Origin of the sequence: Paraburkholderia sp. 22098 (assembly GCF_052045935.1) — a bacterium.
In the GTDB taxonomy this organism is placed as follows: domain Bacteria; phylum Pseudomonadota; class Gammaproteobacteria; order Burkholderiales; family Burkholderiaceae; genus Paraburkholderia; species Paraburkholderia caledonica.
This window is the reverse complement of record NZ_JBQEPV010000001.1, coordinates 50,516-62,772: the sequence shown is the minus strand read 5'-3', so window position 1 is coordinate 62,772 and position 12,257 is coordinate 50,516. Positions and strand designations below refer to the sequence as shown.

11 protein-coding genes are annotated in these 12,257 nt (G+C 63.2%); 7 read left to right on the top strand and 4 right to left on the bottom strand.

The features are described 5' to 3' along the window. Nucleotides 1–4: 4 nt before the first annotated feature. From ilvA to ACTJLB_RS00255, 4 genes are all read right to left on the bottom strand, one after another. Nucleotides 5–1,570, bottom strand: coding sequence for a threonine ammonia-lyase, biosynthetic (gene ilvA, locus ACTJLB_RS00270; protein ID WP_374726862.1), 1,566 nt, complete (start codon nucleotides 1,568–1,570; stop codon nucleotides 5–7). A gap of 64 nt (nucleotides 1,571–1,634) precedes the next feature. Further along, a complete protein-coding gene (locus ACTJLB_RS00265) occupies nucleotides 1,635–2,006 on the bottom strand; it encodes a hypothetical protein (RefSeq protein ID WP_020069618.1) in 372 nt (123 codons plus the stop codon). 37 nt (nucleotides 2,007–2,043) lie between these two features. Further along, complete coding sequence (locus tag ACTJLB_RS00260) at nucleotides 2,044–2,220, bottom strand: hypothetical protein (RefSeq protein WP_165572790.1); 177 nt, start codon at nucleotides 2,218–2,220, stop codon at nucleotides 2,044–2,046. Nucleotides 2,221–2,258: 38 nt separating this feature from the next. Further along, nucleotides 2,259–2,480: an MARCKS-like protein gene (locus tag ACTJLB_RS00255; protein ID WP_408413385.1), complete on the bottom strand. Its 222-nt coding sequence runs from the start codon at nucleotides 2,478–2,480 to the stop codon at nucleotides 2,259–2,261. Between the two features lie 491 nt (nucleotides 2,481–2,971). On the opposite strand from ACTJLB_RS00255, the gene ACTJLB_RS00250 reads away from it, so the two are divergent. From ACTJLB_RS00250 to ubiB, 7 genes are all read left to right on the top strand, one after another. After that, nucleotides 2,972–7,066, top strand: a complete 4,095-nt coding sequence (locus ACTJLB_RS00250) for a DUF3683 domain-containing protein (RefSeq protein ID WP_020069621.1) — start codon at nucleotides 2,972–2,974, stop codon at nucleotides 7,064–7,066. Between the two features lie 34 nt (nucleotides 7,067–7,100). Beyond that, entirely contained in the window at nucleotides 7,101–7,529 is a 429-nt protein-coding gene (locus ACTJLB_RS00245) for an HIT family protein (RefSeq protein WP_020069622.1), read from the top strand. A 78-nt stretch (nucleotides 7,530–7,607) separates the two neighbouring features. Then, the gene (locus ACTJLB_RS00240; protein WP_440782091.1) at nucleotides 7,608–8,021 is read left to right on the top strand and encodes a gamma-butyrobetaine hydroxylase-like domain-containing protein; all 414 of its coding nucleotides are present in this window, start codon (nucleotides 7,608–7,610) and stop codon (nucleotides 8,019–8,021) included. 67 nt (nucleotides 8,022–8,088) lie between these two features. Next, entirely contained in the window at nucleotides 8,089–8,820 is a 732-nt protein-coding gene (ubiE, locus tag ACTJLB_RS00235; protein ID WP_020069624.1) for a bifunctional demethylmenaquinone methyltransferase/2-methoxy-6-polyprenyl-1,4-benzoquinol methylase UbiE, read from the top strand. Between the two features lie 37 nt (nucleotides 8,821–8,857). Beyond that, the gene (locus tag ACTJLB_RS00230) at nucleotides 8,858–9,847 is read left to right on the top strand and encodes a Tim44 domain-containing protein (RefSeq protein ID WP_087750880.1); all 990 of its coding nucleotides are present in this window, start codon (nucleotides 8,858–8,860) and stop codon (nucleotides 9,845–9,847) included. Between the two features lie 165 nt (nucleotides 9,848–10,012). Next, entirely contained in the window at nucleotides 10,013–10,657 is a 645-nt protein-coding gene (locus ACTJLB_RS00225; RefSeq protein ID WP_020069626.1) for a ubiquinone biosynthesis accessory factor UbiJ, read from the top strand. Nucleotides 10,658–10,672: 15 nt separating this feature from the next. Continuing rightward, nucleotides 10,673–12,250 (top strand): ubiquinone biosynthesis regulatory protein kinase UbiB, encoded by a 1,578-nt coding sequence (gene ubiB, locus ACTJLB_RS00220; protein WP_020069627.1) that lies wholly within the window; start codon nucleotides 10,673–10,675, stop codon nucleotides 12,248–12,250. Nucleotides 12,251–12,257: the final 7 nt, after the last annotated feature.

Sequence of the window (12,257 nt, the reverse complement as noted above, 5' to 3'; positions counted from 1 at the left end):
AACTTCAGGCAAGAAACAGCCGATACACCGGATTGTGCGTCTCTTCCCAATGCGGATAACCGAGCGTGGCGAGGAAGCGCTCGAACTCCGCGTTGTCCGTCTGCGGCACCTGGATGCCGACGAGAATCGAGCTATAGTCCGCGCCCTGATTGCGGTAGTGGAAAAGGCTGATATTCCAGTCAGGCGCCATCGACGAAAGAAACTTCATCAGCGCGCCCGGCCGCTCGGGAAACTCGAAGCGGAATAGCCGCTCGTCGTGCGCGAGCGGCGAGCGGCCGCCGACCATGTAACGAATGTGCTGCTTCGAGAGTTCATCGAACGTCAAATCGACGGTGGCGAAATTGTGCGCCTCGAAGGCGCCCGCAATCTGCGCCGATTCGCTGCGGTTCCTGATCTGCACGCCCACGAAAATGTGCGCGGACTCGGCCTGCGCGATCCGGTAATTGAATTCCGTGACGCTGCGCGTGCCCACCAGTTCGCAAAAGCGCCTGAAGCTGCCGCGCTCTTCGGGAATCGTCACCGCGAACACCGCCTCGCGCGCTTCGCCCACTTCCGCGCGCTCGGCCACGAAACGCATGCGGTCGAAGTTCATGTTCGCGCCCGACGTAATCGCGATCAGCGTCTGGTTCTCGATCCCTTCGCGCTCCGCATACTGTTTGGCGCCCGCCACAGCGAGCGAGCCCGCCGGTTCGAGCACGCTGCGGGTGTCCTGAAAGACGTCCTTGATCGCGGCGCACAGCGCGTCGGTGTTCACGAGCAGCACGTCGTCGAGATATTCGCTGCACAGGCGGAACGTTTCTTCGCCGACGAGCTTCACCGCGGTGCCGTCGGAGAACAGGCCGACTTCGTTTAGCGTGACGCGCTCGCCGGCTTTCAGCGATGCGGCCATCGCGCACGAGTCGTCGGTCTGCACGCCGATCACCTTGATCTCGGGACGCACCGATTTCACATACGCCGCGACACCCGCCGCGAGTCCGCCGCCGCCGATCGGCACGAAGATCGCGTGAATCGGGCCCTGATGCTGGCTCAGGATTTCCATGGCAACCGTGCCTTGCCCGGCGATCACATACGGATCGTCGAACGGATGCACGAAGGTCAGCCCGCGCTCTTCCTGCAGTTGCACCGCGTGGCCGTAGGCATCGCTATACGATTCGCCGAACTGCACGACCTCGACGGTCGGGCCGCCATGCGCGCGCACCGCGTCGACCTTGACCTGCGGCGTGGTGACCGGCACCACGATGATCGCCTTCACGCCCATACGCGCGGCAGAGAGTGCCACGCCCTGCGCATGATTGCCCGCCGACGCGGTAATCACGCCGCGCGTGAGCGCCTCGGCGGGAATGTGCGCCATCTTGTTGTACGCGCCGCGCACCTTGAACGAGAACACCGGCTGGTTGTCCTCGCGCTTCAGATAGACCGGATTGCGCAGGCGCGCCGACAGTTGCGGCGCGCGTTCGAGTTCGGTCTCGCGCGCCACGTCGTAGACGCGCGCGGTGAGGGTTTTCTTCAGATAGTCGTGGGAGGCCATGCGGGTGGCGCGATGCGCTTTGGAAGGCGGAAAAGCATCAATGATAGCGCCAACGCCGAATGCACTGCCCTCACGGGTCGTCGGGCCGCGCCCCGTCGCGCGCGGCCTAGAAAATATGCGGCGGCCTGCCGTCGGTGAGTTCGCGCGGCAGCGGTTCGTCGAGTTGCCATTCGACGTGCGGCAGCGCGAACAGGTCGCCGTGAAATTCGACCGGGCCTTCGCTCGTGAAAAGGCCATCGAGATAATCGAAGTTCAGCTGCGATGAGACGGCGCGCAACGCCGCGTCGACCGAATGCGACGGTTGCAGATCGAGCGGATCGACGTCGAGCCGCACGGTGTAGCGGTCGCCTTTCGTTTCCATGGCGCCGACGTCGATCAGCTTGCCGTCCGGGTTTTGCGCAATGACGCGCTCGCCGTTGGCAAACAGCCTGAACGTGGCCCGAAGCGCCGCGGACGCGGCGGGTTGCTTGGTTGCCATCGCGATTCTCCTTGTGATTTCGTGTCGCAGATGTGATTCAGCCGGCTTCCCCGACTTCCTTCGGGTCGGGCAGGTTCGTGCCGCCACCGGGCTTGGGCGGAGCGGGTTCGTTCCTGGCCGATTGCTTCTGTTCGTCGGAGAGACGCCGGTCGCCGGCAGTCGGGTCGTTCGGCGTTTGGCGCGGCGGCGTCGGGCGGGCGGATTCGCTGGTCATCATGGGCTCCTGGTTGTGTCGATCGGTGAAAGTCGTGCTCAGTCCGGCGAGCGCGTGCGGTCGGCGTCGCTTTGCGTGCCGGGCGGCGTGCCGGGTTTCGTGTCGGGGCCCGCGTCCGGTGCGACGTCTTCCAGGCGTTGGGTCCCGGATTCCCCGTCGCGCCGGTCGTCCGAGCCGTCGCTGGGAATGTTCTCGGTATGGCCGGGCACCGGTTGTTGCTCGATATGCTCGGCGTTCTTCATGTCGGGGTCGGACATCATGAGCCTCCGTGGATCGCTGGTTTCCTGTAGCCGACCAGCATCCGGCATGCCGCGTTCTTTGCGTTCGTCGGCATCTTCTGGCTGATGGTGACAAAAGTCGCCTGATCGATAGAAAACCATCGACGCCGCGCGGCCCGCGCCGCAGCGCGGCTTGGGCGCCGTCGAACCCGCCGCGCTCGCATTTCCACCTGCAACGCGTGGCGGGCCGATGCGGTAGAATTCCATTTTGGAATAAGGATCGGAAGATGCACTGGCAGCCTCGGATCGCCCACTTGATGCCCGCCCCGCGTGAGTCTTGTCCCGCGGCGGAGCGTCATGTCCGCCACGCACGATCGTGTAGCTGTATCTGAGCGCCGCGAAGCGACCGACGTGGGCAAGCCGTCGGTGGCGCTTCGCTCCCCAAGAAGATTTCCAAGCATTGCGCCCCACGCGCACCGTCAGCCGGCGCCTCGCCATGAGCGCGCAGGACTGACCCACCGAGTCGTCCAAACATGAACGCACCTCAAGTTTTCGATCCGCACGGAGCCGCCGCTGCGGTGGTCGCCGATCCCGAAGCGCGCCTGCGCGAAATTCCCTACAACTACACGTCGTTCTCCGACCGCGAAATCGTCATCCGCCTGCTAGGTGACGACGCATGGGCGGCGCTTGCCGAACTGCGTGCGGAACGCCGCACCGGCCGCTCGGCGCGCATGCTGTACGAAGTGCTCGGCGACATCTGGGTGGTGCGCCGCAATCCGTATTTGCAGGACGATCTGCTCGACAACCCGAAACGGCGCGCAATGCTGATCGAGGCGTTGCATCACCGTCTGTCGGAGATCGAGAAGCGCCGCCGCGCCGATCTGACGGAACATGGCGATGAAGCGGGCGTCGACCGTGCCGCGCGTGTCGAAACGTTGGTGCAGGCCGCGCGCCGCGCCGTCGACGAATTCGAAAGCGAGTTTCAGAAGACTTACGATCTGCGCCGCCGCGCAACGAAGGTGCTGGGCCGCGTCACCGAAAAAGACAACATCAAGTTCGACGGTTTGTCCCGCGTTTCGCACGTGACCGACGCGACAGACTGGCGCGTCGAGTATCCGTTCGTCGTTCTCACGCCGGATACCGAAGCCGAGATTGCCGGCATGATCAAGGCGTGTTTCGAGCTCGGGCTGACGGTGATTCCGCGGGGAGGCGGCACCGGTTACACGGGCGGCGCAGTTCCGCTCACGCCGTTCTCGGCCGTCATCAACACCGAAAAGCTCGAACAGCTCGGCGCGGTGGAAATGACCGAACTGCCGGGCGTCGACCGCAAAGTGCCGACCATTTTCTCGGGCGCAGGCGTGGTGACGCGGCGCGTGACCGAGGCGGCCGAGCAGGCCGGGTTCGTGTTCGCCGTCGATCCGACCTCGCTCGACGCATCTTGCGTCGGCGGCAACGTCGCGATGAACGCGGGCGGCAAGAAAGCGGTGTTGTGGGGCACGGCGCTCGACAACCTCGCCTGGTGGCGCATGGTCGACCCGGAAGGCAACTGGCTCGAAGTCACGCGTCTGGATCACAATCTGGGCAAGATTCACGATATCGAGGTCGCGCGTTTCGAACTGAAATGGTTCGACGGCAACCATGCGCCGGGCGAGAAGCTGCTGCGTACCGAGTCGCTCGACATCAAAGGCCGGGTGTTCCGTAAGGAAGGGCTCGGCAAGGACGTCACCGACAAGTTCCTGGCCGGCTTGCCCGGCGTGCAGAAGGAAGGCTGCGACGGTCTCATCACGTCCGCACGCTGGGTGCTGCACAAGATGCCCGCGCATACGCGCACCGTCTGCCTTGAATTCTTCGGCCAGGCGCGCGAGGCGATTCCGAGCATCGTCGAAATCAAGGACTACCTGTTCGAAACGTCGAAGCAGGGCGGCGCGATTCTCGCCGGTCTCGAACACCTCGACGAGCGTTATCTGCGCGCGGTCGGCTATGCGACCAAGAGCAAGCGCAACGCGTTTCCGAAGATGGTGCTGATAGGCGACATCGTCGGCAACGACGCGGACGCGGTCGCGCAAGCCACGTCCGAAGTGGTGCGCATGGCCAACGGCAAGAGCGGCGAAGGTTTTGTCGCGGTGAGCGCCGAGGCGCGCAAGCGCTTCTGGCTCGACCGCAGCCGTACCGCCGCAATCGCAAAGCACACGAACGCGTTCAAGATCAACGAAGACGTGGTGATTCCGCTCGACCGCATGGGCGAGTACACGGACGGCATCGAGCGTATCAACATCGAGTTGTCGATCAAGAACAAGCTCCAACTGGTCGACGCGCTGGAAGCGTTCTTCCAGGCTGGCAAGCTGCCGCTCGGCAAGAGCGACGACGCCAATGAAATTCCAAGCGCGGAACTGCTGGAAGACCGCGTTCAGCAGGCGCTGGATCTGCTGAAGCGCGTCCGCACGCGTTGGGAATTCCTGCGCGACAAACTCGATCTGTCGCTGCGTGAAGCGCAGCACTATCTGGTCGGTCTGGGCTACGAAGCGCTCGCGGAGAAATTCGCCGACCGTGTCGACGCGCAAACCGGCGCGACCGTGTTCGACGTCACGCAGGACCGCACCATCCGCGTGTCCTGGAAGCAGGAGATTCGCGCCGAGTTGCGGCAGATCTTCAACGGCGGCGAGTTCAAGCCGATCCTCGACGAAGCGCAGGCGATCCACAAGCAGGTGCTGCGCGGCCGCGTGTTCGTCGCGCTGCACATGCACGCGGGCGACGGCAACGTGCACACGAACCTGCCAGTGAACTCGGATAACTACGAGATGCTGCAGGACGCCCACACGGCGGTCGCGCGCATCATGAAGCTCGCCCGCTCGCTCGACGGCGTGATTTCCGGCGAGCACGGCATCGGCATTACCAAGCTCGAATTCCTGACCGACGACGAAATCGGCGAATTCCGCGCGTATAAACAGCGCGTCGATCCGCATGGCCGCTTCAACGCGGGCAAGCTGCTCGAAGGCGCCGATCTGCGCAATGCCTACACGCCGAGCTTCGGCCTGATGGGCTACGAATCGCTGATCATGCAGCAGTCCGACATCGGGGCGATTTCCGAGTCCATCAAAGACTGCCTGCGCTGCGGCAAGTGCAAGCCGGTGTGCGCGACGCACGTGCCGCGCGCGAACCTGCTGTACAGCCCGCGCAACAAGATTCTCGCGACTTCGCTGCTGGTCGAGGCGTTCCTGTACGAGGAGCAGACGCGCCGCGGCGTGTCGATCAAGCACTGGGACGAGTTCAACGACGTCGCCGATCACTGCACCGTGTGTCACAAATGCGTGACGCCGTGCCCGGTGAAGATCGACTTCGGCGACGTGACCATGAACATGCGCAACCTGCTGCGCAAGATGGGCAAGAAGAAGTTCAATCCGGGCAATGCGGCCGGCATGTTCTTCCTCAACGCAACGAATCCGCAGACCATCAACCTCGCACGTACGGCGATGATGGGTATCGGCTACAAGGCGCAGCGCCTCGGCAACGACGTGCTGAAAAAGTTTGCGAAGAAGCAGACGGCGCACCCGCCCGCAACCGTCGGCAAGCCGCCGGTCACGCAGCAGGTGATCCACTTCATGAACAAGAAGATGCCGGGCAATCTGCCGAAGAAAACCGCGCGCGCGTTGCTCGATATCGAGGACAACAAGATCGTCCCGATCATCCGCAATCCGAAGACGACCACGGCCGACACAGAAGCGGTGTTCTACTTCCCCGGTTGCGGTTCCGAGCGGCTCTTCTCGCAAGTCGGCCTCGCGACGCAGGCCATGTTGTGGGAAGCGGGCGTGCAAACGGTGTTGCCGCCGGGCTACCTGTGCTGCGGCTATCCGCAGCGCGGCTCCGGGCAGTACGACAAGGCCGAACAGATCGTCACCGACAATCGCGTACTGTTTCACCGTGTAGCCAATACGCTGAACTACCTCGACATCAAGACGGTGGTGGTGTCGTGCGGCACGTGTTACGACCAGCTCGCCGGTTATGAATTCGACAAGATTTTCCCGGGCTGCCGGATCATCGACATTCATGAGTTCCTGCTGGAAAAGGGCATGAAGCTCGACGGCGTGAACGGCGTGCGTTACATGTATCACGACCCTTGCCACACGCCGATCAAGACGATGGATCCGGTCAAACTCGTCAACTCGCTGATGGGTTCGGAGAAAGACGGCTACAAGATCGAGAAGAACGATCGCTGCTGTGGTGAGTCGGGCACGCTCGCGGTTACGCGTCCTGACATTTCGACGCAGGTGCGTTTCCGCAAGGAAGAGGAAATCCGCAAGGGCGCTGCGAAGTTGCGCGGCATTCCTCTGCTCGCTGAAGCCGGCGCGAACGCGATCAACCCGGCCAATGCATCGGCCGGCACGGCGGGCGCGGCGAACGGCTCGGTGCTGAAGGCCGGCGACGGTCCGCAGCCCAAGGGCGCCACCGACGTGAAGATCCTGACGAGCTGCCCGTCCTGCCTGCAAGGCTTGTCGCGTTACAACGAAGACGCGGGCATCGAGGCGGATTACATCGTCGTCGAAATGGCACGTCACGTGCTCGGAGAAGACTGGATGGTCGACTACGTGCAGCGGGCGAACAATGGCGGAATCGAGCGCGTGCTGGTTTAATGGCACGACTGACGATTTTTGCCTGAGGACGACGATGGACTGCGTTTTTTGCCGTGAAGATGGCGGCGATGTGCTGTGGCAGGACGACACCTTGCGCGTCGTCCTTGCCGACGAACACGATTACCCGGGTTTTTGCCGCGTGATCTGGAATGAGCATGTGGCGGAGTTCTCTGACCTCGACGCCGCTGGCCGCGATCGCGTAATGAAGGCTGTGTACGCCGTGGAACGCGCAATGCGGCGCATCCTGCAGCCGGCCAAGGTGAACCTCGCGAGCCTCGGCAACCAGGTGCCGCATGTGCACTGGCACGTCATTCCGCGTTTCTCGAACGACGCGCATTTCCCGCTGCCCATCTGGGCGCCGCGTCAGCGCACGGTGTCCGAGGCAATGCTTTCGTCACGCCGCGCACAAGCCACCCTGTTGCGCGAAGCGGTGCGGCAGGAAATCGAACAGGCTCTTGGCTGAGCGCCACTAACCATTCCTTCGCGCCGCGCCGTTTCAAAGGCGACTTGTGGTGCGGCGGCGCTTTCTAAAGAGGCCATGATGAGCGGATTGACTCCCGATACTCCGGTGCCGACCGGCGTCGTCGTGCATTCCAAGTCGCGCGTGCTGGAACTGCAGTACGCAAGCGGCGAATCGTATCGGCTGCCGTTCGAACTGCTGCGCGTGTATTCGCCCTCGGCGGAAGTGCAGGGCCACGGCCCCGGCCAGGAAACGCTGCAAACCGGCAAGCGCAACGTCACGATCACGATGATCGAGGGGGTGGGCAACTACGCGATCCAGCCGACATTCTCCGACGGGCACTCCACCGGCATCTATTCGTGGGACCTGCTCTACGACATGGCGCGGCGCCAGGACGAACTCTGGCGCGCGTATCTCGACAGACTGGCGGCGGCGGGCGTCGACCGCGACGCGCCAATGCCTTCACCTGGCGCTGCGCACGGCCACCGTCACTGATACGATTCGCCTGACCCGCTGCACTGATGCGGCGCAACATTTCAGAATACGCGAAAGGACAAGCGCGATGAGCAAAACCCACTTCGGCTTTCAATCGGTCGACGAACAGGAAAAGGCGCAGAAGGTGGCGGGCGTGTTCCACTCGGTTGCCGCCAACTACGACTTGATGAACGACCTGATGTCGGGCGGATTGCACCGGGCGTGGAAGATGTTCACGATCGCCCAGGCCAACGTGCGGCCGGGCTACAAGGTGCTCGACATCGCGGGCGGCACGGGCGATCTGTCCAAAGCATTTGCAAAGCAGGCCGGCGAAACCGGCGAGGTCTGGCACACGGACATCAACGAATCCATGCTGCGCGTCGGCCGCGACCGTTTGCTCGACAAGGGCGTGATCACGCCGGCGCTGCTCTGCGACGCCGAGAAGATCCCTTTCCCGGACAATTACTTCGACGTCGTGACCGTGGCATTCGGCTTGCGCAATATGACGCATAAGGACGTTGCGCTGGCGGAAATGCGCCGCGTCCTGAAGCCGGCAGGCCGTCTGCTCGTTCTCGAATTCTCCAAGGTATGGGATCCGTTGAAAAAAGCCTACGATGTCTATTCGTTCAAGGTCTTGCCGTGGCTTGGCGAGCGCTTTGCGAAAGACGCGGAAAGCTACCGTTACCTCGCGGAATCGATCCGGATGCATCCGGATCAGGAAACCTTAAAAACAATGATGGAACAAGCCGGCCTTGATGGCGTCAAATATTACAATTTGTCAGCTGGCGTGGTAGCTTTACATGTGGGGACCAAATACTAGGGTTCCTAACCCATCGTTTTTAAAGGAAAGTGCCAAAATGTCCGATTCAGCCGTGTTATCTCCCCGTAAGGTGAAGCGGTCGCTGGCGAGACGAATCGGACTGATCGCGATGGTCGGCCTGATCGTGGCCGGCTCCGTCGCCTCGCTCGATGCGGAAGCTCGCCGCATGGGCGGTGGCCGTAGTTTTGGCCGTCAGTCGAACACCGTTCAGCAACAGGCTGCGCCGTCGCAGCCTTCCCCGTCCAATCAGGGCATGCAGCGCGCGCAACCGGCGCCCGCGCCTGCGCCGGCTCCTGCCCCGCAACCTAACCGCTCGCGCTGGCTCGGTCCGATCGCGGGTCTGGCGGCCGGTCTCGGTATCGCAGCACTGCTGTCGCACTTCGGTCTGGGCGGTGCGTTTGCTGGCGCAATGGCCAATATCATCGTCATTGCGTTGCTCGCCATGGTCGGCATCTGGCTGATCCGCCGCTTTATGGGCCGCAAGCGCGATACGTCGCAGCCGGCTTACGCGGGTCAGTCGCCGTCGCTGAATTCGGGCGCCACGGGTTACACGCAGGAGCCGCGCTACAGCGCGCCGCCTACGGGCTCGTATCTCGAACCGCAGGGCAATCCGCTGACCACGCCGTCCATCAATACAACGCCGAGCGTGCCGGCGGGCTTCGATTCCGAAGCGTTCCTGCGTAACGCGAAGGTGTACTTCGTGCGTCTGCAGGCCGCGTGGGACGTCGGCAATATCGACGATATCCGCGAATTCACCACGCCGGAGATGTTCGCGGAGATCCGCGTCGACCTCGCTTCGCGCGGCGCCGAAACGAATCAGACAGACGTCGTTCAGCTCAACGCCGACCTGTTGGGCGTGGAAGAACGTGCGAACGAATACTTCGCGAGCGTGCGCTTCTCCGGCCTGATTCGCGAAACGCCGGGTGCGGCGGCGCAGCCGTTCGTCGAAGTGTGGAACCTGTCGAAAGCGAACCGTCCGGGCGAAGGCTGGCTGCTGGCAGGCATTCAGCAGCTCGCGCAGCATTGAGATGGCGCGGGCTCGCGGCGCTGCTTGCCCCGCGTCCGCGTGCAACGTTGGCCCGCGGCCGGCCCGCAGTTAGCCGTTCAGCCGAGCAAGCCGCGAAGCGAACGGACGTTACAATAGGAACCCGCGCGAGCACTCGCTTGCGCGGGTTTTTTCTTGCCACTTTCAATGACCCTCGCCGCCAAGCCTTTCGCTGCTGCTGTCAATCATCTGCTCGCCCGCGAATCGTGGGCCCGTGAGCGCCTCGCCCCTTATGCGGGCAGGACCGCCAGACTGTCGTCGCCACCTGTCGTGCTGATGCTGCTGGTGCAGCCGGACGGCTATCTGACTACGCTCGGCGCAAGCGACGCCCAACAGTTCGACGTGACCATTTCGGTTCCGTCCGACGCGTTGCCCGCGTTCGTGCAGGGCGGCCAGGCGGCTGTCATGAAACACGTGAAGATCGAAGGCGACGCGGAGTTCGCCACGGTCATTGCCCACCTCGCCGAGCATTTGCGCTGGGAGCCGGAGGAGGATCTGGCGAAGCTGATCGGCGACGGCCCCGCGTGGCGGGTTGCGTCGATCGTGCGCACGGTCGGCGAACATGTCCAGCGCACCGGCCGCAATCTGCTCGATACGGCCACCGAGTATCTGCTCGACGAGAATCCTCAGCTCGTGCGCCGCGCCGCGCTGCAAGATTTCAACGCCGAGCTGGCACAGGCCCGCGACGCGTTGGCGCGAGTGGAAAAACGTATCCAGCGTCTTGAACAGAAGGTCGAAGCCCACGGCGCAGTTGTGCCGGGCGGCGCCGCCACGTTGCGCGGCACGCGCTAGTCACCGGGCACAACCATGCGTTTTCTGCGTTTCCTCAAGATATTTTTCACGGTTATCCGCTTCGGTCTCGACGAGATGATGCTCGGCCGCGTCAACGACCGGCGCGTGCGCATGCTGCTGCGTATCACCACGATCGGCCGCAAGTTCGACGCGCCGCCCGGCGTGCGTTTGCGGCTCGCACTTGAAAGCCTCGGGCCGATCTTCGTCAAGTTCGGGCAGGTATTGTCGACGCGGCGCGACCTGTTGCCGGTCGATATTGCCAACGAACTCGCGAAGCTTCAGGACCAGGTGCCGCCGTTCGATTCGGCGGTGGCGATAGGGCTGGTCGAGAAGTCCTTGGGCGCGCCGGTCGACGTGCTGTTCGACGATTTCGAGCGGGTGCCTGTGGCGAGCGCATCCATTGCGCAGGTGCACTTCGCGACGGTGAAGGCCGGACAGCATGCGGGCAAGGCCGTCGCTGTGAAGGTGCTGCGTCCGAACATGCTGCCCGTTATCGATTCGGACCTCGCGTTGCTGCGCGACATCGCCGTGTGGGCCGAGCGTTTGTGGGCGGACGGCAAGCGCCTGAAGCCGCGCGAGGTGGTCGCTGAGTTCGACAAGTACCTGCACGACGAACTCGATCTGATGCGCGAGGCGGCCAACGGCAGCCAGTTGCGCCGTAATTTCGCCGGGCTCGATCTGCTGCTCGTGCCGGAAATGTACTGGGAGTTTTGCACGCCAACCGTGCTCGTCATGGAGCGTATGGTCGGCGTGCCGATCAGCCAGGTGGATACACTGCGGGCGGCGGGCGTGGATATCCCGAAGCTGGCGCGCGAAGGCGTCGAAATTTTCTTTACGCAGGTGTTCCGCGACGGCTTTTTCCACGCGGACATGCACCCCGGCAACATTCAGGTGAGCCTCGATCCGGCGCATTTCGGCCGTTATATCGCGCTGGATTTCGGGATCATCGGGGCGCTGTCGGACTTCGACAAGAACTACCTCGCGCAGAATTTCCTCGCGTTTTTCAAGCGTGACTACCACCGCGTCGCAACGCTGCATCTGGAATCGGGCTGGGTGCCGCCGACCACGCGCGTGGAAGAACTCGAAAGCGCCATTCGTGCTGTATGCGAGCCGTATTTCGACCGCGCGCTGAAGGACATCTCGCTCGGTCAGGTGCTGATGCGTCTGTTTTCTACGTCGCGTCGCTTCAACGTCGAAATTCAGCCACAACTGGTGCTGTTGCAAAAGACCATGCTCAACGTGGAAGGGCTCGGCCGATCGCTCGACCCCGAGCTGGATTTGTGGAAGACGGCAAAGCCCTATCTCGAGCGCTGGATGAATGAGCAGATCGGCCTGCGCGGCTGGTACGAGCGGCTCAAGATCGAGGCGCCGCAGTGGAGCAAGACGCTGCCACAGTTGCCGCGGCTGATCCATCATGTGCTGGCCGAACGCCACGATCACGGGCGGGTCGGCAACGACGACATGATCCGGCAGATCCTGCTCGAACAGAAGCGTACTAACCGGCTGCTGCAGGGCTTGCTGCTGTTTGGCGTAGCGGTCGGCGTCGGCGCGGCGCTTGCGCGAGTGGTCCTCGCGCTGGCCTACGGCAGCTAATGAGTTT